The following is a 19,868-nucleotide window of genomic DNA, read 5'->3' as shown; positions in this document are numbered from 1 at the left end:
GCAAACGACCCGCCTTCCAAAGAAACCCTTCTTCACGGGAAGCAATAGATTGGTCAAGGCAGATCTCGGTTTGAAGCGCGTGTGCCCCAATTGCACGGCGCGGTTCTACGACCTCCAGAAGCGTCCCATCGAGTGCCCGAAGTGTCAGTTCACCTTCGAGCCCGAGGCGATGTACAAGCAGCGCCGTCCGCGCCAGCCCGAAGCCGTCGCCGCGCAGCCCGCCGCCGCCGAAGCCGACGATGAAGAGGCGGAGAACGAGGACGAGGAGAGCGAAGAGGCCGAGGTCGAGGAAGTCGTCGAGCCGATCCCGGACGAGGCGCCGATCCAGATCGCCGCCACCGGCGAGGACGAGGAAGAGGAAGAAGCCGCCGAAGAGACCGAGACCGAAGGCGCCGGCATGTCGGTGGTCGACGAGGACGACATCGAGGACATCGTCGTCGAGGAAGACGACGAGGACGAGGAGGACGACAACAGCCTCCTCGAAGAAGACGAAGACGAGAACGACGACGTCAGCGGCATCATCGACGCCGATATCGAGAAGGACGAACGTTAGGCCGGGGATCAGGAATCAGGCATCGGGAATCAAACCTGATGACGCCGCCCGGCGAATTCTGATACCTGATGCCCGACATCTGTTTTCTGGTACGGGGCCATAGCTCAGCTGGGAGAGCGCCTGCATGGCATGCAGGAGGTCAGCGGTTCGATCCCGCTTGGCTCCACCAAATCTACCGGGAAAGCTGGTTCGACCAGCGCACGCAATCCGCATAGGTATGGTCGTAGACGGCTTGCTGAATCGAGGTATCGAAGCCTTGATCGGCCGTGTCTCTCGTCCGCGCATTCGCAACGTCGCGGCAAAAGCCTTCGATCTTGGGCGGGACGGTCGCGACCGGCTGCACGGCGACCGGGACGATGTTGGGATCGGACGGGGCAGGCGAAGACGCGGCGGTGCCGGACCAGTTCCCACCGGTACACGCAGCCAGCGGCAATGCCAGCGCCAAAACGCAGCGCAGTCGCATTTCAGTTCCCCTACGCAGGCGATAAGCAACACTCGCCTGCGCAATTTTTCCAAGCATTTACCTTATACGCAAGCGTTTTGTGCACTGCGGCAATGAAAGTTTGCGCGGCGCGGCGATGAGCGCCGGTGCTTGAAAACAATGGGATTTCGGGCCGGCTTGCGGCGCCGCGACATTTCCGACAAGACAGCACCCGCCCCGCAAGCCTAGCGTCACGCCTCCCAGAGCCCATCCCGGACGTCCTCCCTTGAATGCCTTCATCGACGCCCGGACCGTTCCCGCGGGCACCCTTCAGGAACCGGACCTTGCCATCATCGGCGGCGGCCCCGCGGGGATCACGCTCGCCCTCGCGCTGGCGCATACCCCCATCCGCATGATGCTGTTCGAGAGCGGCGGCCTCGACTTCGACGGCGCCACCCAGGCGCTCTATGCCGGCACCACGAGCGGCGTGCGCTACCTGCCGCTGGACGCCTCGCGCATGCGCTATCTGGGCGGCAGTTCGAACCATTGGGGCGGCTGGTGCCGGCCGCTCGATCCGATCGATTTCGAGACGCGCGACTGGCTGCCCCATTCCGGCTGGCCGTTCGGCATCGGCGAATTGAAGCCGTATTTCAAGCGGGCGCAGGCGCTGTGCGAAGTCGGCGCCTGGCTCTATGACGGCGCAACGCCCACCATGGCGGCGCTGGCGCCGCCGATGACGCTGGCGGGCGGCGGGGTCTATACGAGCTGGTTCCAGTTCTCCAAGACCCGCGACGGCATCCTGCCGACCCATTTCGGCGAGCGCTATGGCGCCGACCTGAAGCGCGTCCCCAATCTCAAAGTGTTCCTGCGCGCCAATGCGACCGCGCTGAACCTGGCGCCGAACGCCGCCGCGATCGACAGCTTCGACGTGGCGACGCTGGGCGGACACACATTCAAGGTGCGGCCGAAGGCGACGGTGCTGGCGCTCGGCGCGGTCGAGAATGCGCGGCTGATGCTGGCGTCCAACGCGGTCGCGCCGGCCGGGGTCGGAAACCAGAACGACCTGGTCGGGCGCTTCTTCGCCGACCATCCGATCCCGCGCGACACCGCGACCCTGGTCAGCTTCGCGGGCGACCTGCCCGGCTATTATTTCAACGGCACGCCGACGGGCGGCGCCATCCTGCGCGCCACCTTCGCGCCGACGGACGATTTCAAGCGCACGCGCCAGGTGACGGGCTCGCTGTCGACGGTGGAAAATCCCGTCGAGCTGAACGAGCTGGACAAGGCGGCGATCGTGACGGCGGCGCTGGCGGTCGGCGCGGCGGCCAGCAACGCCAAGGCCTATTCCATCGGCTGCGGCCTGGAACTGCAGCCCGACCCGGATCGCAGGCTGACGCTCACGAGCGAGCGCGACGCGCTGGGCATGCCGCGGCTCAAGCTGACCAATCGCGTCGCCGACGCGGATTTCCGCCGCTATCGCGACACGATGAAGGAGCTGGGCCGGCAATTGCTGAGCGCCGGGAGCGGCATGATCCGCCTGAACTACGACACCAGGGCGGAATGGGAAGGCGCGCTCGACTGGGGCGACCACCACCTGGGCACCACGCGGATGCATGCCGATCCGCGGCAGGGCGTGGTCGACGCCAATCTGAAGGTGCACGGCATCGGCAACCTGTTCGTCTCGGGCAGCGGGGTGTTTCCGACCTACAGCGCCTCCAATCCGACGCTCAATCTCGTGGCGCTGACGCTGCGGCTGGCGCAGCACCTGCGCAAGGTGCTCGCATGAGCGCCAACGGATACAGCCGGCGGGCGGTGACGGTCGGCGGCGGCATCGCCGCCGCGCTGGGCATCGCGGCGCTCGGCATCACCGTGCCGCGCCTGTTCGGGCGCCAATATCGCAAGACGCCCTATGACGACCTGTTCGCCCAGCTTGTCGACCGCGAGGAGGCGGTGAAGGTCGGCGCCGCCGCGCTCAAGACAGCCGGGCCGGTCACGCCCGCGAAACTGGCGAAGGAGCTGCGGCCGCGGCTGGGCCAGCGCACGCTGCTCGTCGCCGCGGATTCGGACCTGGCGGAGGGGAAGCTCTTGGAGGTCCAGGGCTGGGTCCTGCCGGAGACGCTCGTCCTTCTGTGCGAGCTCGCGGCGCTGGAAAGCTAGGCGCGCTATTCGGGTTTCTTCGCCCGGGCCGGTGCTTTCTTCTTCGACTTGGCCCGATTGAGTTCGACGGCGGCCCGGACGAGCTCCTTCAGGGCGCGCGCGTCGATCTTGTCGCCCTCGCGAAAATCGATCGCGCGTCTCATATTGCCTTCGAGACTGGAATTGAAGAGACCCGAAGGATCCGCCAGCGAAGCGCCCTTGGCGAAGGTCATCTTCACGACGGTCTTGTAGGTCTCGCCCGTGCTGACGATTCCGTCATGCGACCACACCGGCACCCCTCTCCATTTCCACTCCTCGACGATTTCGGGATCGGCCTGCCGGACCAGGGCACGCAGCCGGCCGAGCATCTCGCCGCGCCAGTCGCCCAATTGCTCGATCTTCGCATCGATCAGCCGGGAGGCCCCGCCGCCGGCATCCTTCGAAGCGCTCTTCTTCGCGCTCGTCATGGCCGCGCCAGGACCTGTTCCAGGTTCGCGAAGAATCTCTGCCAGCCGAACGTGGCGCCCTGATAGGCGCGGGTCTGATCCGGCCGGAAGCCGGACTGCACCATGCGCAGATGGGTTCCCGCGTCCGTCCGCGTGAGTGTCCAGACGATGACGCTCTCGAGCCCCATCGCTTCCCAGGTGTAAGACAGCGTCCGGTTCGGCTCGACGGTCAGGACTTTGCAGTCGACCGTTCCCCAATCGGCGCGGAGATTGAAGCGGCGGTCGACGACGGGCTCGAAGTCGTTCTGCATGAGCCACTCCGCGATCAGATGCGGCTGGGTGAGCGCGCGCCAGAGCTTTTCCGGCGCAAACGGGAATTCGCGCTCGACGGTGATGGAGCGCGTTTCGGTCGCGGTGTTGCTCATTGGTCCATCCTTTTGAGAAGATCTTCGAGTTTGTCGAAACGGCCTTGCCAGAAGCCGGTCATCCGGCTCGTCCAGTCGATCAGCGGCGCCAGGGCGCGAAGCCGCGCGCTGTAATGCGTCTGGCGGCCTTCGTGGCGGTCGCGCACCAGGCCGGCCTGCTTCAGGACGCCCAGATGCTTGGAGACGGCCGGCTGCGAGACGCCGGCCCGTGCCGTCAGGGCTCCGACGGTCGCCTCGCCTTCGCGGCACAGCCGCTCGAAGATGGCCCGCCTTGTCGGATCGGCGAGGGTCCGGAAGAGCATGTCATGGGCGGTCGGCATGCGCGATCAATAACCCGTTGGCTATCGATAAACGTATAACCAACGGGATATGTATCGGTCAAGCGTGTCGCTCAGCCGGTTGCCTGCGCCAAGGCGGCCGGTTCGGCGCGGATCAGGCCCCGCAGGGAATTGCCGAAGAATATTTCGTCCGCCGTGGCGAGATCGTCCGGCGTCAGTACCGCTTCGATGCAGCGCCCCTGCTCGATCAGCTCGCGGCGCAGGACGCCGTCGAGCAGGCCGCATGCGAGCGGCGGCGTGAGGAGCGTGCCGCCGCGCCGCAGGAAGAGGGTGCTGCGGCTGCCCTCGGTGAGCGCGCCGCGCTCGTTGCAGAACAGTGCTTCGTCGGCGCCGAGGCGCGCCGGTTCCTCGTCGTAGAACGACCGCCAGGTCGTCTTGTGGCGGAGCAGGACGTCCGAGCTCGCGACGCGACGCGGCGACAGCGCGAAGGTCCAGACCGACGGCGCGGGTTCGAGCGGCGCCGCGGTGGCGGCGAAGGCGCCCTGCTCGTCCAGCGTCAGGCGCACGCGCAGCGGCTCGCGCGCCCGCGCGACGGCGGCGGACAGCGCCGCCAGCGCGGCGTGGCGGTCGAAGGGGAGCGAGAGAAATGCCGCCGACGCTTCCATGCGCGCGAGATGGCGGTCCGGGCGGACGAAGCCGCTCTCCCAGCGCAGCGTCTCGATCAGGCCGATGGGCTCGCGGACGCTGTCGAAATAGCGCGCCTTGAGGAGGCATTCGGCATATTCGGCGTCCGCCCGCGAATCCTGGACCACGGCGCCGCCGATGCCGAGCGTGCCTCGGCCCCGCTCTATCGCGATGGTGCGGATGGCGACGTTGAAGCTGGCCGAGCCGTCGGGCGCAAAATGGCCGATGGCGCCGCAATAGAGGCCGCGCGGGCTCTGCTCCAATTCGCGGATGATCTCCATGGCGCGGATTTTCGGCGCGCCGGTGATCGAGCCGCAGGGAAACAGCGCGCGCACGATCTGCTCGACGCGCGTTCCGGGCTTGAGCTGCGCGGTGACGGTGGAGACCATGGTGTGCAGCGTCGGATAGGTCTCGACCGCGAAGAGATCCTCCACCGCGACGCTGCCGATCAGCGCCAGCCTTCCGATATCGTTGCGCACGAGATCGACGATCATCAGATTCTCGGCGCGGTCCTTCGGCGAGACGGCGAGCGCCGCCCGGGCGCGGGCGTCGGAGAGTTCGTCGGCACCGCGCGGCGCGGTGCCCTTCATCGGCCGCGCCCAGATGCGGCCCTGCGGCGCGATGCGGAAGAACAGTTCGGGCGAGAGACTTAAGATCTGCCGTTCGCCGTCGTCGATATAGGCGCCGTGGGCCGCCTGGGCGCGGTCGCGCAGGCGCAGATAGAGCGCCAGCGGGTCGCCGGCGAAGGCGAAGCGCGAGCGGAAGCTGAGATTGGCCTGATAGATGTCGCCGGCGCCGATATAGGCATGAACACGGTCGAAGCGGCGCCCATAGGCGGCCTCGTCCCATTCGTGGCGCAGCGGGCCGGCATAGGCCCGGCCGGCGGCGGCGAGACCGGCGCGGGAAACCGATTCGGGGGCGTCGAAAATGCCGAACCAGAGGAGCGGCGCCCGATCGTCCGGCCAGCGCAGGGGCGCCAGGTGCGGCTCCAGGACATAGCCCAGCTCATAGCCGAACCAGCCGGCGACATGGCGGCCGGCGGCCAGCGCGGCCTCGATCCGGGCCAGCGCGGCGGGAACCTCGTCGGGCCGGCGGGCTTGAACGACCGCGTCGGGCGCTCCAAATCGCAGCAGCCGCTCGGCACCGGGGGTCGCGTCGTCCAGGATGACGGTGGGGGAACTCTGCACGCGGTTACCCAGGGTTAACGTCTCAAGGGCCTATCCCTTGATTTGGCGGAGCCGGTCCCCACATTCTATCGCAGACGCTGGTGCCGATAAGGGCCAGAAACGAATTCCGGCAGCTCCCAGGGAGGGCCGGCAGAGTACCCTGAGCCGCTTGAAGGAGGGCTTGGAACATGAACAGGAATGTTTACTTCAACAGCCCGTTTCTCCTGGGTTTCGAGCACCTCGAACGCCTGCTCGAACGAACCGCCAAAAGCGCCGGAGACGGCTACCCGCCGTACAACATCGAGCAGTCGGCCGAGGACAAACTCAAGATCACGCTCGCGGTCGCCGGCTTCGGCCGGGACGAGTTGGGCGTCACCGTCGAGGGCCGCCAACTGGTCATCCGGGGCAAGCAGGTTGAGGCCAACGACAAAACGTTCCTTCACCGCGGCATCGCGGCACGACAATTCCAGCGTGCTTTCGTGCTGGCCGAAGGGATCGAAGTTTCCGGTGCGGAGTTGGAAAATGGGTTGCTCACGATCGAGCTCTCCCGTCCAGCCGCGGACAGCGTCGTGCGGACGATCGACATCCGGACGCGTGCCGGCAATACGAATGTGAAGGGCGAAGGAGTTCAGTCATGAGCAATGAAATGAAAATGGACAACAATGCGCCCGCCTTCGGCGGCGGCCGGCTGACCTACATCAAGCCGACGGGCGACGAAGAGGCCCACCGGCTGGGCCTGATCCCTCCGGGGATCACGCTTCCGAAAGGCGTGAAGCTCTATGTGCTGCACGCCGTCGACGGCAGCGTGCTGGGCTACACCGACGCCTATGACAGCGCCTATGGCGCGGCGGTGCAGAACGAACTGACGCCTGTCTCCGTGCATTAGCCCCCCTCCTGCGCGGAGTAGGTTCAACGGGAGAAGCCGGTCGTCCGCAAGGACGGCCGGCTTCTTTCGTTTCGGGGCTCAAGGGATCTGGCGCTGGACGGGCGGGCCGAGCTTGTCGGGCGTGCCCGCCAGGATCACGAGGTAGCGGCGCTGCGGCTTGGCGGCGTCCTGCACGATCTGCCGGATGGGTCCGACCGCGTTGACGATGGCCGAGCCGGCCGGGTTGGTCGTGAAGGCCGACAAGGGCTCCAGCGCGCCGCTGCCGTCCGGCTTGGCGGCCAGGGCCAGGACATAGGGCTGCTTGGGCGCCAGACCCGTCACGGAGGCCTCCAGCACCTGGGAGAGGCCCTGGTCGAACAGCGAGACGCTGGTCGGCGGCACACCGTTCGCCTTGCCGTCCGGCGACATCGCCAGATGGGCGGTCACGCCGGCGACGCCGAGCGGCTGGAGGCCCTGCAGGCCATCGCCGTCCGGCACCGCGCCGGGGACGTAGTTCACGGCCTGGGCCGCCTGGCCGATGGGGACGGTCGCGATCACCGTGTTGGTCAGCGTGTCGATGGCGGCGAGGCCGTCCGCGTTCTCGAGCCCGACATAGACGCGCGCGCCGTCGCCCGACGGCCAGACGCCGTGCGGCAGGTTGCCGACCGGAATCGTCGCGACCGGCGCGAAGGTGTCGGTACGGAACACCTTGACGACGTTCAGGCCGCCGACCGTCACATACGCAAACGTGCCGTTGGCGTTGTGCGCGAAGTTCACATGGTTGGTGATCGGACCGGTGTCGATGGTCTGGAGCAGCGCGAAGGGCGGCTTGGCGTCGAACACCTGGGTCTTGCCGACATCCTTGAGCGTGAACCAGACCTGCGTGCCGTCGGGCGACGCGGCGATGTTGGGGCAGAACGGGCTGGCCTGCGGCACATGGCCGACGATCCGGTGGTCGGCGACGGTGACGACGACGGTCTCGGGCGTGAAGGACGAGCAGACATAGCCGTATGTGCCGTCGGGCGAGAAGATCTGCATGCCGGGGCCGTTGGGCACCTTGATCCGCGTCTTCTCCGCGAAGGTCGTGCCGTCGAGCACCGCGACATAATCCTCGCCGCGCACCGTCACCCAGACCTCGCTGCCGTCCGGCGTGAAGAACGCCTCGTGCGGAGCGCGGCCGACATAGGCGACGTGCTTTACCGTGTTGGTCGCGGTGTCGATGAAGCTGACGGAATTGGTGCCGATGGAGACCACGGCGATCGTCTTGCGGTCGGGCGAGAAGCCCATGCCGTGCACCAGGACCTGGCCGCGGTAGAGCGGGCTGAGATTGCCCGGCTGCGGATCGCCGAGGCGGATGACGCCGAGCAGCGTGTTGCTGGCCGGATCGGTGACGGAGACGGTGTTGGAGAACTGCTCGGCCGCGTAGACGCGGTCGTGGTGGCTCAGCGGTATGTCGGGAGCGGCGGCGGCGAAGGGCGCCTGTCCGGCGAAGGCGGGCAAGGGACAGGCGAGGACGGTGGCGGCCAACAGGGCGAGCAGGCGATGCTTCACGGGAAACGCTCCTATTTCATCTTCATGTCGGGAGGCATCGCCGCGGCGGTCGGCGACGGGATCGACGGCGGCAGCGGCTCGCCCACGGCAAGCCGCATCGCCGCGATCTCCTGCTGCTGCGTCACGATGATCTCCTGCGCCAGGCGCCGCAGCCGCTCATTGCGGCCGTAGCGCAGAACCGCCAGCGCCATGTCGATGGCGCCCTGGTGATGCGGCACCATCATCGCGACGAAATCGCGGTCGACGTCGCCGGTCGGCTTGACCGCCATCGCGTTCATCATGCGCGCCATCGCGGCGTCGTTCTGCGCCAGGAAAGGTGCCTCGGCAGACACCGTGTCGGCAGCGAGCACCAGCGGCGCGGAAACGACAAGAAAAACCAAGACGAGCGCCTGCATGCCGGGGCGGATTCGAAACGGAAGGGATCGTATCGCCGCTTCAGCCGGCCGACCGGGCAAGCCGGATCCCGCGGTCGGATCGGGCGGTCGAGAAAGGGTAGCGGTCATGGTCGATTTTTCGCGTGGTTTCGCGAAAACAATGGCGCCTCCGCCGGCCCCAAAAATAGTGCAAATGTGAACGCGCTAGTGCGTTTGGCGCAAAAGCGGCCGACCGCCGGACGCGTCTCGGCTTTTCGTCGCGATCATGGAGCACGACGCGTCCCCGGCGACGGCGCAGACGATATCGAGAAGGGGCGCCCGAACCGATGGCGCCGCCGCGCGCCGCTCAGGCCGCCTGGGCGCCCGCGGTGCCGGTCGGCTCGGTGAGGATGGCGTAGAGCGCTTCGGCGGTCTTGGCAGCGCGCAGCTTCTCGGTGGCCTGCTGGTTGCGCAAGAGACGCGAGACGCGGGCCAGCGCTTTCAGGTGATCGGCGCCGGCGCCTTCGGGCGCCAGCAGCATGAAGACGAGATCGACCGGCTGGTTGTCCACCGCGTCGTAGTCGATCGGAGATTCCAGCCGCGCAAAGACGCCGACGATGTCCTTGAGGTCGGCGAGGCGGCCGTGCGGGATCGCGATGCCCTGCCCCACGCCGGTGGTGCCGAGGCGCTCGCGCTCCATCAGCGTCTCGAAGATCTTGCGCTCGGGCTGGCGCACCAGCGTGGCGGCGCGCGCGGCGAGTTCCTGCAGGAGCTGCTTCTTGCCGTGCACCTTGAGCGTGGCGACCACACCGGAGGGCTGGAGCAAATCGGAGATCTTCATGAGCGACCTTTTCGATGCCGTCAGGCCTCGGCGCTGGCGCGCGCACGGGCCTTGGGGTGATGGTTCTTCAGCTTGCGCTTGTAACGGCGAAGCTGGGCCTCGATATGAAGAAAGGCTTTATCGAACGCCCGGTGTGCGTCCGCCCCCTCGCCTTCCGATTTTATGATCGTCTTGGAATCCAGATGCAGCGTGCAGTCGACCCGATAGAACGGACCGTTGTGAGAGAACACGACATTGGCGTCCGCGCCGCCGTCGAAATGCTTGGCCACCGTTTCTTCGAGACGCGCCCGGACTCCGGCCGGAAGCGTCTCGCCGATCTGGACCTGTTTGCCTGAAACCCGTACCCGCATGGCCTTCTTCTGTGCTGGCCGAGACACTGTTTGCGTCACAAATGTTCCGCTTTCAAGACACGCGCCCAACGCGAAAGGCGCGGGTGTGTAGGCCCAGCTTTTCCGATTGTCAATTCTTGCAATTAACGATGCCGGGAAGGCCGCGATTCTTCGCAAATCCGCGGTCGCGGCGGGCGCTCGGCGAAGGCCTCAAGCGGCCTTCGCGAAGGGCAGGCTGAAGCGGAATCCGGTGCCTTCGGAGAGGCCTTCGACCAGCGACAGGTGCCCGCCATTCGCCTTGATCAGGACCTCGCAGATGTTGAGCCCCAGGCCCATGCCGCTGTCTTTCGTCGTGACGAAGGGCTCGAACAGATGCTCGCGGACATCGGTGGGGAGTCCTGGTCCGGTGTCCTGCACCGTCACGTTCGCGAAACCCGCTTCGCCGCGTTCGGTGACGATCAGAAGGTTGCGCCTGTCGAGCGGGCGCATGGCCTCGACGCTGTTGCAGATGAGATTGGTGAGAACCTGCTGAACCTGCACCGCGTCGATCGCCACCGGCGGCAGCGTCTCGTCGAGGTTCAGCGTCACGTCGACCTTTTCGTCGAGCGCGCCATAGGTCGCCAGCGCCAGGGAGCGCCGCACGATGACGGCGATGTCTTCCGACGAATGGGCGCTCTCGCGCTTCTCCACGAATTCGCGCAGGTTCTTGATGATGTCGCCGGCGCGCTTGGTCTGGTCCGCCGCCTTGCCGACGATCGCCGGCAGGCCGGCCATCGCGTCAGGCTCGGCGGATTTGAGCGTGCGCTTCGCGGCCGCCAGATAGTTTCCGATGGCCGACAGGGGCTGGTTGAGCTCGTGCGCGATGGCCGCCGTCATCTGGCCCATCATGTTCAGCCGGGCGACCCGCAGCAGCTCAGCCTGCAGATCGCGCAACATGCGCTCGGACTCGCGGCGCTCGGTGAGCAGCCTTTCTTTCTGCGCGAGAAGCGATTGGGTCTGCTGGACCACGGCCCGCAGGTTCACGATCTGCTCGGCGGTGGCGGCGGCCTCGGCGAGGACGTTCGCGAAGCCGGTTAGGAACACGATGTCGTAGCGGTCGAATTTGCGCGCCGCCGTGCTGTCGACTTCCAGCACGCCCCAGGCTCCGCCCCTGCCCTTGATCAGGACATCGACCGTCGCGACGATGCCGTGTTCCGCGTAGAACGGCGGAAGCTCGTAGCCCGTGCTTTTCGCGATGTCCTTGAGGATCACCGGTTCGCCGCCGACGAAGGCGCGGCCCTGTGTCGAAGTCACATCGGCTGCCGAGACGACATGGCCGACCACGCCCGCCTGCCAGCCGCAGCCCGCCACGACGAGAAGATCGTTTTCCTCCACGCGGTAGCGGCAGACTTTCGCGAACGGGACGTCCAGGCTGGCGGCGCAGATGCGCACCGCCTGGGTCAATATCTTCTGCAGGTCGGCTTCGCCGAACGCGAAGCTGCCGAACTCGGCCAGCGCCGCCTGCTGCCGCAGCAGCCTGTCCGTCGTCTTGCTGACGGCGGGCGCGCGGAACCTTGCAACCTTCGATTGATCCGAGGTCCGTATCGCAGCGGTCACGTCCGGCCCTTCAGGTAATGCGAGACGCCGCGATCCCAGAGAGGCCGCGTGCAATCGCAAGGCCGGCAACACAATACCGAAGGCCGGATTCGGCAACTCGTCCGAGGCAATTCGGCAGTCGACCCAGCAAATAGGCCCGGACCGGCGAACATCAGGCAAATTTTCACAGACATCCCAGCGTTATCGTAACGTGGACCGCGCTCGGTCCGTTCCATACAACATGGTTACGATTTCGCTACCGCGCCGGATCACTAACGGAACGCGGAGGCCTGAGGTTCCTGCACGCCCTTAAGACGCCGGCGCTCCACCGAAGACGGAATGCGCATGGCCTCGCGGTATTTGGCGACGGTGCGGCGCGCGATGTTCACGCCGTCGGCGGTAAGCAGCGAGACGATGCGGTCGTCGGAGAGGATCTCGATCGGCTGCTCGTTCTGGATCATCTCGCGGATGCGGTCGCGCACCGCCTCGGCGGAATGCGCCTCGGCGCCGTCGATCGACTGGATCGAGGCGGTGAAGAAATATTTGAGCTCGAACAGCCCGCGCGGCGTCGAGATGTACTTGTTCGAGGTGACGCGGCTGACGGTGGATTCGTGCATGCCGATGGCGTCGGCGATGGTGCGGAGATTCAACGGGCGCAGGTGCCGCACGCCATAGGTGAGGAAGCCGTCCTGCTGGCGCACGATCTCGGTCGAGACCTTGAGGATGGTGCGGGCGCGCTGGTCGAGGCTCTTCACCAGCCAGTTGGCGCTGTTGAGGCACTCGGTGAGGTAGTTCTTCGAATCCTTGTCGCGCGCGCCCTTCGAGACCTTCGCGAAGTAGCGCGCATTCACCAGAAGCCGCGGCAGGGTGTCGGAGTTGAGCTCGATCGCCCAGCCGCCGTCGGCGCCGACGCGCACGAAGACGTCGGGCACGACCGGCTGCACCGGCTCGCTGCCGAAGGCGAGGCCCGGCTTGGGCGTCAGGCCGCGGATCTCGCCGATCATGTCGGCGACGTCGTCGGTGTCGACGCCGCAAAGCTGCGCCAGGGCGGAAAGGTCGCGGCGGGCGACGAGGTCGAGCCGCGTCAGCAGCGCCGCGATGGCGGGGTCGTAGCGGTTCTGCGCCTTGAGCTGGAGCGCCAGGCATTCGGCGAGATCGCGCGCCGCGACGCCGATGGGATCGAAGCCCTGCAGCGTGCGCAGCACCTCCTCGACGGCGCCGAGGTCGCAGCCCAGCCGGTCCGCGAGCTCGGCGATATCGGCGCGCAGATAGCCGGCCTCGTCGATCGAATCGATCAGGGTGAGGCAGATCAGCCGCTTTTCCGGCGGCAGCGCGGCGATGCCGACCTGGTCGAGCAGATGGTCCTTGAGCGTGCCGCCGTCGGCGAGCGTGGATTCCAGCAGGTCCTCGTCGCCGTCGAAGCTGTTGCCGGACTTGACGGTGGTCCAATCCGTGAGGGACGCGCTTTGCGCGGTCGCGGCGGGCTGCGGCGTGTCGCCGTCGTAAAGATTCTCATGGCCGGCATCCATGTCGGCGACCTTGGAGAAATCCTCCCGCGCCAGCTCGGTGTCGAGGGTCTCGGACTTCGCTCCGGCTTCGACGATCTCGCGTTCCGGCTCGGACGGGCCGTCGTCGCGTTCGAGCAGCGGATTGCGCTCGAGCTCCTGCTCGCAGTATTCCGCGAGCTCGACATTGGACAATTGCAGCAGCTTGATCGCCTGCTGCAATTGCGGGGTCATGACAAGGCCCTGGCCCTGCCTTATCTCGAGCCTTTGTCCTACGCCCGCCATCGACCAGACCTTTTCCTCACCCGCGTTTGCGGGGGAGGTGCCGAGCAAAGCGAGGCGGAGGGGGCGGCGCAGACGGCGGCCCCTTCCACCGCTTCGCGGTTCCCCTCCCCCGCAACAGCGGGGGAGGAAATGTCGGGGCCTCGGGTCACAGCGAGAACCTCTCGCCCAGATAGACGCGGCGCACGTCGCGGTCGGCGACGATCTCGGCCGGCGTGCCCTCCTTCATCACCTGGCCGTCGTGCAGGATGTAGGCGCGGTCGATGATGTCGAGCGCGTCGCGCACATTGTGATCGGTGATGAGGACGCCGATGCCGCGGTCCTTCAGGTGGACGACGAGGGCGCGGATTTCGGCGACGGCGATGGGATCGATGCCGGCCAAGGGCTCGTCGAGCAAGATGTAGGAGGGATGCGTCGCGAGGGCGCGGGCGATTTCGACCCGGCGGCGCTCGCCGCCCGAGAGCGCGATGGCCGGCGTCTGGCGGACATGGCTGATGCCGAACTCGGCCAGCAATTCCTCGACCATGGCGTTGAGGCGGTTGGGTTCCGGCTCGATCAGCTCGGCGGCGGCGCGGATGTTCTGCTCGGCGGTCAGGCCGCGGAAGATCGATGCCTCCTGCGGCAGGTAGCCGATGCCGAGACGGGCGCGGCGGTACATCGGCAGGCGGGTGACGTCGACGCCGTCGACCTCGATGGTGCCGGCATCGGCCGCGATCAGGCCCGAGATCATGTAGAAGCAGGTCGTCTTGCCGGCGCCGTTGGGGCCGAGCAGGCCCACCACTTCGCCGCGCTTGAGGGTGAGGCTCACCGAGCGGACGACGGGCCGGCGGTTATAGGCCTTGGCGATGCGGGTCGCGACCAGCCCCTTGCCGCCTTCGATCACGCGAGGGCGGGCGGATAGGTCGGTCGGGCTGTCGCTGATGCTCATGGTTTCGTTCGCGGTTTCCGGCAAGAACTGTGCCTATTCGTCTTTAAGGAAGGATGAAGCCGTCATTTGCCGCCGCTCTGCGGCGGCGGCGTGAAAATTCCCTGAACGCGGCCGCCATGCGTTCCCGCCACCCCGCCGCCGAGTTTCGCGACGCCGGTGATGAGATTGACGGTGAGCTGCTGGCCCCGCATCACATTCTTCTCCTTGGTCAGCACGACATGGCCGGTCAGGGTCGCGATGCGCGGCCCGACCTCGTAGACGCCGGAATCGCCGGTCGCGGTTCCGGAGTTCGGCGAGTCGATGACGATGTGGCCGTTGGCGAAGGCCCGGTCGGCATGGCCGTCGACGATGAGGAGGCGCACCGTGTCGGCGCGCAGCCGCATGTCGCCCTGCCGGACGATGACGTTGCCGCTATAGGTGCCGTTGATGACGCCGGGGCCCGATTTCACCGGCACCTTTTCGGCGACGAAATTGTCGGCCGAGACGTCGATCGGCTCGCTGGAATTGTGCCGGATCGCGGCGGGCGCCGGCGCCGGGCCGGCGAGAGCGGGCGCCGATGCGAAGAGCAGGCAAAGAAGGAGCGCGCGCGTCACTTGGGGTGCGCCGGCGGCTGGATGGTCATGTGGACATGCCCGTGGAGCTGAATCTGGCTGGTCGAGCGATCGACGTCGAAGGTGTCGGCGCGGAACGTCCCCATCGGGCCGTGTCCGTTCACCGCGACGGGGCCGTGGAACAGGCCCTTCTTCAGGTCGACATCGACGCGTTCGGTATGGATCTCGTAGCCGTCGTCGGAGAAGACCGCGATGCCGCCGCTGAGCGCCAGCGCACCCTTGTCCATGTCGATGAGGCCCTTGGCCGCCGTGGCGTTGAGCCAGCGGTTCTTGTCGACCGTCATGTCGGCCTGGACGGAGCGGAGCGTCGCGCGGCGGACATCGGCGGGGTCCTGGACGGCGGCATCGGCGGTGATGACGAAGGGATTGCCCTTGCGGTCGGTGCCGGTCAGGCGCGGCTTGGTCATCGTCAGATCGTTGTTGATGATCGCCCAGTTCTCGGTCGCCAGCGACAGCCTCTCCGACTGGCGCGGCACCAGCGAATAGGCGATCACGGCGGCGATCAGGAGGCCGGCGGCGATCGGCAGCACGCGCTTCATCACCACCACGAAGCGCGAATAGCGCAGCGCGCCCATCGCGGTGTCGCGGGTCCGCGCGGTCCAGTCGCGCTGGAAGCGGCGCTGTTTCGGCGGCGGGGATAAAGGCTGTGCCACGGCTTCGCCCGCGATGTCGCGCCGCGCCGTCACGTCAGGCCGGCGCGCAGGATGTCGTGCACGCTGAGAAACCCGATTGGCCGGCGGATCGCATCCTTGGGGTCCACGACGAAGAGATAGGTCACTTTCGGCGGTTTGGCGTTCATGAAGGTGAGCGCCTCGGACGCCAGGATTTCCGGCGCCACCGTCTTGGGATTGACCGTCATCACGTCGGCGGCGCTCTTGCCGAAGAGACCCGGCTCCATGTGGCGGCGCAGATCGCCGTCGGTGATGATGCCGACCAGGGCGCCGGTCTCGTCGACCACGCCGGCATAGCCGGCGATGCCGAACTTCGCCGAGGTCATCGTCATGATGACGTCGGGCATCGGGGTCCGCGGCGCGATGAGCGGAAGCTCCTCGCCCTTGTGCATGATGTCGCTGACGCGGATCAGCTTCTTGCCGAGCGCGCCGGCGGGATGGAAATCGCGGTACTGGTCGGCGGAGAAGCCGCGCCGCTCCATCAGCGCCACCGCCAGCGCGTCGCCGAGCGCCAGCATCATCGTGGTCGAGGTGGTCGGCGCCAGGCCCATCGGGCAGGCCTCCTGCGCCTTGGGCAGCAGGAGCTGGATGTCGGAGGCCTGAAGCAGGCGCGAATCGGGGTTGTTCGCCATGCCGATCAGCGGGATGGAGAGCCGCTTGCCGTAGGTGATGAGATCGGTCAGCTCGGCGGTCTCGCCGGAATTGGACAGCATCAGCAGCGCGTCGGCGCGCGTGACCATGCCGAGGTCGCCATGGCTCGCCTCGGCCGGGTGGAGGAACAGGGCCGGCGTGCCGGTGGAGGCGAGCGTGGCGGCGATCTTGCGCGCGACATGGCCCGACTTGCCCATGCCGCTGACGATCACGCGGCCCTTGACCGCGAGGATGGCGTCGATGGCGCGGGAGAACTCGCCGTTCAGCGTCTCCCCAAGCAGGGTGATGGCGTCGGTGGCGTGGCGCAGGACCCGGCGCGCGGCGGCGATGTCGCGCGCTTTCACGGCAGCCGGACGGATGCTTCGGATCTTGGCGGACGCCATCGAGTCCCTTGTTCTTGTTGGCAAAGCCCCTTGGAGCCGGCCGTTTCTATTCCGGTCGCGACCGCTGCGGATCGCGTGCTTAAGCGAAAATCGTGCCAAATGTGTCCCAGCCGGGCGGCCGGTTCAAGTTACATTATTGCGTTGCGGTAAATGGGGGATTTACCCCGATTCCCGATTTCCCTTCCCCGCTGTTGCGGGGGAGGTGCCGAGCGAAGCGAGGCGGAGGGGGCCCGCCCAGCTGGCCCCCTCCGTCACGCCTTCGCTTCGCTGCGGCGTGCCACCTCCCCCGCTTTGCCGGGGAGGAAAATACGCCCGTCAATGCGCGAAAATATCCACTTCGTTCCAGCCGGCGAGGTCGAGCTCGGCGCGGGCGGGAAGGAAGTCGAAGCACGCCTTGGCCAGCGCCGTGCGGTGCTCGCGCGCCAGCATGGCGTCCAGCGCCACTTTCAGCTTGTGCAGAAAGGCGACGTCGTTGGCGGCATAAGCAAGCTGCCGCTCGGTCAGGACAGGGGCGCCCCAATCGGAACTCTGCTGTTCCTTGGAGAGATCGACGCCCAGGAGCTCCTTCACCAGGTCCTTCAGGCCGTGTTTGTCCGTATACGTACGAACCAGCTTGGAGGCGATCTTGGTGCAGTAGATCGGCTGGGTCACGACGCCGAGATATCGGCGGAACATGGCGACGTCGAAGCGAGCGAAATGGAACAGCTTGGTCACGTCGGGGTCGGCGAGCAGCTTCTTGAGATTGGGCGCCGCGTATTCGCCCGGCGCGAACTGGACCGCGTGGCACACGCCGTCGCCGGCGGAGAGCTGCACCAGGCAGAGGCGGTCGCGGAACGGGTTGAGGCCCAGGGTCTCGCTGTCGATGGCGACGAGCGGGCCCAGGTCGAGATTGGCGGGCAGATCGCCCTTGTGCAGCTTGATCTTCATGCGCGGCCTTCCACGCGCGACGCGCGATAGAGTCTCCAGAACAGAACCGGGATCGGTATGGAGAGAAATTCCGCCGCAGGCAAGTCGTTGCGGAAATCGAACGCGCCGACGGCGCGAACGGCGCCACGCCTCAGCCTTCGCCGGTGACGGGCGTCCAGGCGGGCGGGTCGCTGGCGGGAAAGCTCTCGTCGGACGATTCGTCCACAGGGTCGGGCCGGCGCTTCGGCGGCGGCTTCCTCGCGACCGGGCGTTTCTTCTTCGGGACTGCCTTCTTCTTGGCAGGCGCCTTCTTTTTGACGGGCGCCTTCTTGGCGGCCGGCGCGGTCTTGCGGCCGGCGGCCTTCTTCTTTTTCGCTTTTTTCGCTGTGCGCTTCTTTGCGGCGGCCATGATCATCCCGTGCGTCGGAAAACCGATGCTATGGTATGACCTAAGAGACACGCAACCGCACGCAACCCGTCCATGGCTTCATTGTTGATCGCATCGGCCGCTTTCGCGGCGACGATGCTGGGCGGCCTTGTCGCCCTGCGTCTCAAGGACCGGCTGCACCTGATCCTGGGCTTCAGCGCCGGCGCGGTCGTGGGCGTGGCGTTCTTCGACCTGATGCCCGAGGCCTTGCGCCTGGCGCCGGCCGATCCGGGACGAACGATGGTCTGGGTGGCGGCGGGGTTCCTGTTCTACCTGCTGCTGGACCGCGTCGCGCTGCTGCACGGCCATGACGACCACAACGGACATGGCGGCCATGGACACGCGCCGCCGCGCGGCGCGCTGGGCGCCGCCACGCTGGTGACGCACAGCATGTTCGACGGGCTGGCGGTCGGCTTCGCGTTCCAGGTGTCGGCGACGATCGGGCTGGCGGTGGCGATCGCGGTGGTGACGCATGATTTCTCCGACGGGATCAACACGATGAACGTCGTGCTGAAGAACGGCGGCACAAGGCGCGAGGGCCTACGCTGGCTCGCGGCCGATGCGCTGGCGCCGGCGGTGGGCGTCGGGCTCACCTTTCTGGTGCATCCGGCGGGACCGGTGTTCGCGACCGTGCTCGCGGTGTTCGCGGGGCTGTTCCTCTATCTGGGCGCCAGCGACCTGGTGCCGGAGAGCCAGCACGCCCATCCGAAATTCCTCACCACGGCGATGACGCTGCTGGGCGCGGCGCTGATCTATGTGGCGAATGCCGTGACGGGGTGAGGAGAGTTATACCAACGGCCTCAGTGGTTGACACATTTGGCCCATGATCTTTGGGTTATCGAGGCGATATTGTCTGGGTTTCTGAGGAAGCTTCGCCAAGCGTCGCAACAAGCATCGAGGATGGCGTCGTAGTCTTTGAAGACGCGGTTTGCGAGATGGTTCTGGCGCAGGAACTGCCAGACATTCTCGACCGGGTTGAGTTCGGGGGCGTATGCCGGCAACGTCAGCAGCGAGATGTTGGACGGCAGGTGGGTGATGGCTTTCTCGTGATAGCCAGCGCCGTCCATGACCAGGACAGCATGGGCGCCTGGCCTGACGGCCCGGCTGATCTCCTTGAGGTGCGCCGTCATCGCCCTGGTATTGGCGCAAGGAAGAACCAGACCGGCGGCACAGGCGCGCTCGGGACAGACCGCGCCGAAGAGGTAGGCCCACTTGTAGCGCTGATCGCGCGGCGCGGTGGGGCGTGTCCCGCGCCGCGCCCACATTCTGGTCAAGCTTCCCTTCTGGCCGATCCGGGCTTCATCCTGGAACCAGATCTCGACCGGCTTGGTTTTGGCGGCATCCGGCAAGGCGCGATCGACAAGCTGCGCGAAGTTTTTTTGAACGCCTCTTGGGCATCGGCGTCTGCTTTGGGATGGCGCGGGCGAACCGACATATGGCTGAAGTTGAGACGATCCAGCACCTTGCCCACGGTGCGCTCGTGAAGCGCAACGCCAAAGCGCGCGGCGATCACGTCGCGAAGATCGACGCGGCGCCAGCGCACCATACCGTCGTTCGCAAGATCGGGACCTTGCTCCACAATCTGGACAAGTTCAGCCTCCTGCTGCTCCGTCAGCCGGGGCGTTGGGCCTGGAGCCTTGCGGTCGACAAGACCATCGATGCCTGACGCATTATAGCGATGCACCCAGTCGCGCAGCGTCTGGCGATCCATGCCGCACGCCGTTGCCGCGTCCGTGCGAGACGTGCCTTCCAGCACCAGTGCCAGCGCCAGCAACCGGCGAGCCTGATCGGCGTGCCGCGTCTTGGCCGCCTCCCGCCGCAAATCCGAAGCACTGTGTTCCGAACGCAAAATCTTGATCGCCATCGCCGATCCCCTTCGCG

24 protein-coding genes and 1 tRNA gene are annotated in these 19,868 nt (G+C 66.7%); 7 read left to right on the top strand and 18 right to left on the bottom strand.

Features of this window, described 5'->3' with window-relative positions:
- Window positions 1-49 precede the first annotated feature (49 nt).
- Window positions 50-553 carry a TIGR02300 family protein gene (locus tag WDN01_03610; protein ID MEJ0025094.1) on the top strand — a complete coding sequence of 168 codons (504 nt, stop codon included), beginning with the start codon at window positions 50-52 and terminating at the stop codon, window positions 551-553.
- A 93-nt stretch (window positions 554-646) separates the two neighbouring features.
- A tRNA-Ala gene (locus WDN01_03605) sits at window positions 647-722 on the top strand.
- 3 nt (window positions 723-725) lie between these two features.
- Here the strand turns inward: WDN01_03605 and WDN01_03600 are convergent.
- The gene (locus tag WDN01_03600) at window positions 726-1,016 is read right to left on the bottom strand and encodes a hypothetical protein (GenBank protein MEJ0025093.1); all 291 of its coding nucleotides are present in this window, start codon (window positions 1,014-1,016) and stop codon (window positions 726-728) included.
- Between the two features lie 244 nt (window positions 1,017-1,260).
- Here WDN01_03600 and WDN01_03595 point away from each other — a divergent pair, with 244 nt between their 5' ends.
- Both WDN01_03595 and WDN01_03590 read left to right on the top strand, forming a co-directional pair.
- Window positions 1,261-2,760, top strand: coding sequence for a GMC family oxidoreductase (locus tag WDN01_03595; GenBank protein ID MEJ0025092.1), 1,500 nt, complete (start codon window positions 1,261-1,263; stop codon window positions 2,758-2,760).
- Window positions 2,757-3,131 (top strand): hypothetical protein, encoded by a 375-nt coding sequence (locus tag WDN01_03590; GenBank protein MEJ0025091.1) that lies wholly within the window; start codon window positions 2,757-2,759, stop codon window positions 3,129-3,131. Before WDN01_03595 ends, WDN01_03590 begins: the two co-directional genes overlap by 4 nt.
- 5 nt (window positions 3,132-3,136) lie before the next feature.
- On the opposite strand, the gene WDN01_03585 is transcribed toward WDN01_03590, so the two are convergent.
- The 4 genes from WDN01_03585 to WDN01_03570 form a co-directional block, all read right to left on the bottom strand.
- Window positions 3,137-3,577 (bottom strand): DUF1801 domain-containing protein, encoded by a 441-nt coding sequence (locus WDN01_03585; protein ID MEJ0025090.1) that lies wholly within the window; start codon window positions 3,575-3,577, stop codon window positions 3,137-3,139.
- Window positions 3,574-3,981, bottom strand: a complete 408-nt coding sequence (locus tag WDN01_03580) for an SRPBCC domain-containing protein (protein MEJ0025089.1) — start codon at window positions 3,979-3,981, stop codon at window positions 3,574-3,576. The genes WDN01_03585 and WDN01_03580 overlap by 4 nt, the downstream gene beginning before the upstream one ends.
- Complete coding sequence (locus WDN01_03575) at window positions 3,978-4,301, bottom strand: metalloregulator ArsR/SmtB family transcription factor (protein MEJ0025088.1); 324 nt, start codon at window positions 4,299-4,301, stop codon at window positions 3,978-3,980. Before WDN01_03575 ends, WDN01_03580 begins: the two co-directional genes overlap by 4 nt.
- Window positions 4,302-4,372: 71 nt before the next feature.
- Window positions 4,373-6,130 carry an aminodeoxychorismate synthase component I gene (locus WDN01_03570; GenBank protein ID MEJ0025087.1) on the bottom strand — a complete coding sequence of 586 codons (1,758 nt, stop codon included), beginning with the start codon at window positions 6,128-6,130 and terminating at the stop codon, window positions 4,373-4,375.
- A gap of 167 nt (window positions 6,131-6,297) precedes the next feature.
- Here WDN01_03570 and WDN01_03565 point away from each other — a divergent pair, with 167 nt between their 5' ends.
- A complete protein-coding gene (locus tag WDN01_03565; GenBank protein MEJ0025086.1) occupies window positions 6,298-6,747 on the top strand; it encodes an Hsp20 family protein in 450 nt (149 codons plus the stop codon).
- Window positions 6,744-6,995 (top strand): DUF1150 family protein, encoded by a 252-nt coding sequence (locus WDN01_03560; GenBank protein ID MEJ0025085.1) that lies wholly within the window; start codon window positions 6,744-6,746, stop codon window positions 6,993-6,995. The genes WDN01_03565 and WDN01_03560 overlap by 4 nt, the downstream gene beginning before the upstream one ends.
- 78 nt (window positions 6,996-7,073) lie before the next feature.
- Here the strand turns inward: WDN01_03560 and WDN01_03555 are convergent, their stop codons facing one another.
- The 12 genes from WDN01_03555 to WDN01_03500 form a co-directional block, all read right to left on the bottom strand.
- The gene (locus tag WDN01_03555) at window positions 7,074-8,525 is read right to left on the bottom strand and encodes a YncE family protein (protein ID MEJ0025084.1); all 1,452 of its coding nucleotides are present in this window, start codon (window positions 8,523-8,525) and stop codon (window positions 7,074-7,076) included.
- 11 nt (window positions 8,526-8,536) lie between these two features.
- The gene (locus tag WDN01_03550; GenBank protein MEJ0025083.1) at window positions 8,537-8,920 is read right to left on the bottom strand and encodes a DUF305 domain-containing protein; all 384 of its coding nucleotides are present in this window, start codon (window positions 8,918-8,920) and stop codon (window positions 8,537-8,539) included.
- A gap of 325 nt (window positions 8,921-9,245) precedes the next feature.
- Window positions 9,246-9,719, bottom strand: a complete 474-nt coding sequence (ptsN, locus tag WDN01_03545; protein ID MEJ0025082.1) for a PTS IIA-like nitrogen regulatory protein PtsN — start codon at window positions 9,717-9,719, stop codon at window positions 9,246-9,248.
- Window positions 9,720-9,739: 20 nt separating this feature from the next.
- Window positions 9,740-10,069, bottom strand: a complete 330-nt coding sequence (raiA, locus tag WDN01_03540) for a ribosome-associated translation inhibitor RaiA (protein ID MEJ0025081.1) — start codon at window positions 10,067-10,069, stop codon at window positions 9,740-9,742.
- A 189-nt stretch (window positions 10,070-10,258) separates the two neighbouring features.
- A complete protein-coding gene (locus WDN01_03535) occupies window positions 10,259-11,644 on the bottom strand; it encodes an ATP-binding protein (protein ID MEJ0025080.1) in 1,386 nt (461 codons plus the stop codon).
- Between the two features lie 251 nt (window positions 11,645-11,895).
- A complete protein-coding gene (gene rpoN / locus WDN01_03530; protein ID MEJ0025079.1) occupies window positions 11,896-13,413 on the bottom strand; it encodes an RNA polymerase factor sigma-54 in 1,518 nt (505 codons plus the stop codon).
- A gap of 145 nt (window positions 13,414-13,558) precedes the next feature.
- Window positions 13,559-14,338 (bottom strand): LPS export ABC transporter ATP-binding protein, encoded by a 780-nt coding sequence (gene lptB, locus WDN01_03525; GenBank protein ID MEJ0025078.1) that lies wholly within the window; start codon window positions 14,336-14,338, stop codon window positions 13,559-13,561.
- 62 nt (window positions 14,339-14,400) lie between these two features.
- On the bottom strand, window positions 14,401-14,931 hold the full coding sequence (locus tag WDN01_03520) for an LptA/OstA family protein (GenBank protein MEJ0025077.1): 531 nt from the start codon (window positions 14,929-14,931) through the stop codon (window positions 14,401-14,403).
- Complete coding sequence (gene lptC, locus WDN01_03515) at window positions 14,928-15,602, bottom strand: LPS export ABC transporter periplasmic protein LptC (GenBank protein MEJ0025076.1); 675 nt, start codon at window positions 15,600-15,602, stop codon at window positions 14,928-14,930. The genes WDN01_03520 and lptC overlap by 4 nt, the downstream gene beginning before the upstream one ends.
- Window positions 15,603-15,631: 29 nt before the next feature.
- Window positions 15,632-16,654 carry a KpsF/GutQ family sugar-phosphate isomerase gene (locus tag WDN01_03510; GenBank protein ID MEJ0025075.1) on the bottom strand — a complete coding sequence of 341 codons (1,023 nt, stop codon included), beginning with the start codon at window positions 16,652-16,654 and terminating at the stop codon, window positions 15,632-15,634.
- A gap of 315 nt (window positions 16,655-16,969) precedes the next feature.
- Entirely contained in the window at window positions 16,970-17,581 is a 612-nt protein-coding gene (locus WDN01_03505) for a hypothetical protein (protein MEJ0025074.1), read from the bottom strand.
- Window positions 17,582-17,711: 130 nt separating this feature from the next.
- The gene (locus WDN01_03500; protein ID MEJ0025073.1) at window positions 17,712-17,975 is read right to left on the bottom strand and encodes a hypothetical protein; all 264 of its coding nucleotides are present in this window, start codon (window positions 17,973-17,975) and stop codon (window positions 17,712-17,714) included.
- Between the two features lie 66 nt (window positions 17,976-18,041).
- On the opposite strand from WDN01_03500, the gene WDN01_03495 reads away from it, so the two are divergent.
- A complete protein-coding gene (locus tag WDN01_03495) occupies window positions 18,042-18,767 on the top strand; it encodes a ZIP family metal transporter (protein MEJ0025072.1) in 726 nt (241 codons plus the stop codon).
- A 20-nt stretch (window positions 18,768-18,787) separates the two neighbouring features.
- Here WDN01_03495 and WDN01_03490 read toward each other — a convergent pair.
- Window positions 18,788-19,851, bottom strand: a protein-coding gene (locus WDN01_03490) for an IS630 family transposase (GenBank protein ID MEJ0025071.1) whose coding sequence is annotated in 2 segments (ribosomal slippage) — window positions 18,788-19,371 and window positions 19,371-19,851 — 1,065 coding nt in all. Because the reading frame shifts where the segments join, the coding sequence is not laid out codon by codon here.
- Window positions 19,852-19,868 lie beyond the last annotated feature (17 nt).

The organism is Rhizomicrobium sp., assembly GCA_037200985.1.
Lineage (GTDB): Bacteria > Pseudomonadota > Alphaproteobacteria > Micropepsales > Micropepsaceae > Rhizomicrobium.
The sequence above is the reverse complement of the archived record's forward strand: the minus strand, read 5'-3'. Positions and strand labels throughout refer to the sequence as shown.

Bases quoted from the DNA above. Each gene is read 5' to 3' on its own strand.
- WDN01_03550 (MEJ0025083.1), bottom strand. From the start codon at position 8,920: ATGCAGGCGCTCGTCTTGGTTTTTCTTGTCGTTTCCGCGCCGCTGGTG.
- rpoN (MEJ0025079.1), bottom strand. From the start codon at position 13,413: ATGGCGGGCGTAGGACAAAGGCTCGAGATAAGGCAGGGCCAGGGCCTT.
- WDN01_03510 (MEJ0025075.1), bottom strand. From the start codon at position 16,654: ATGGCGTCCGCCAAGATCCGAAGCATCCGTCCGGCTGCCGTGAAAGCG.
- WDN01_03495 (MEJ0025072.1), top strand. From the start codon at position 18,042: ATGGCTTCATTGTTGATCGCATCGGCCGCTTTCGCGGCGACGATGCTG.
- WDN01_03500 (MEJ0025073.1), bottom strand. From the start codon at position 17,975: ATGATCATGGCCGCCGCAAAGAAGCGCACAGCGAAAAAAGCGAAAAAG.
- WDN01_03590 (MEJ0025091.1), top strand. From the start codon at position 2,757: ATGAGCGCCAACGGATACAGCCGGCGGGCGGTGACGGTCGGCGGCGGC.
- WDN01_03505 (MEJ0025074.1), bottom strand. From the start codon at position 17,581: ATGAAGATCAAGCTGCACAAGGGCGATCTGCCCGCCAATCTCGACCTG.
- lptB (MEJ0025078.1), bottom strand. From the start codon at position 14,338: ATGAGCATCAGCGACAGCCCGACCGACCTATCCGCCCGCCCTCGCGTG.
- ptsN (MEJ0025082.1), bottom strand. From the start codon at position 9,719: ATGAAGATCTCCGATTTGCTCCAGCCCTCCGGTGTGGTCGCCACGCTC.
- WDN01_03600 (MEJ0025093.1), bottom strand. From the start codon at position 1,016: ATGCGACTGCGCTGCGTTTTGGCGCTGGCATTGCCGCTGGCTGCGTGT.
- WDN01_03575 (MEJ0025088.1), bottom strand. From the start codon at position 4,301: ATGCCGACCGCCCATGACATGCTCTTCCGGACCCTCGCCGATCCGACA.
- WDN01_03565 (MEJ0025086.1), top strand. From the start codon at position 6,298: ATGAACAGGAATGTTTACTTCAACAGCCCGTTTCTCCTGGGTTTCGAG.
- raiA (MEJ0025081.1), bottom strand. From the start codon at position 10,069: ATGCGGGTACGGGTTTCAGGCAAACAGGTCCAGATCGGCGAGACGCTT.
- WDN01_03560 (MEJ0025085.1), top strand. From the start codon at position 6,744: ATGAGCAATGAAATGAAAATGGACAACAATGCGCCCGCCTTCGGCGGC.
- WDN01_03580 (MEJ0025089.1), bottom strand. From the start codon at position 3,981: ATGAGCAACACCGCGACCGAAACGCGCTCCATCACCGTCGAGCGCGAA.
- WDN01_03585 (MEJ0025090.1), bottom strand. From the start codon at position 3,577: ATGACGAGCGCGAAGAAGAGCGCTTCGAAGGATGCCGGCGGCGGGGCC.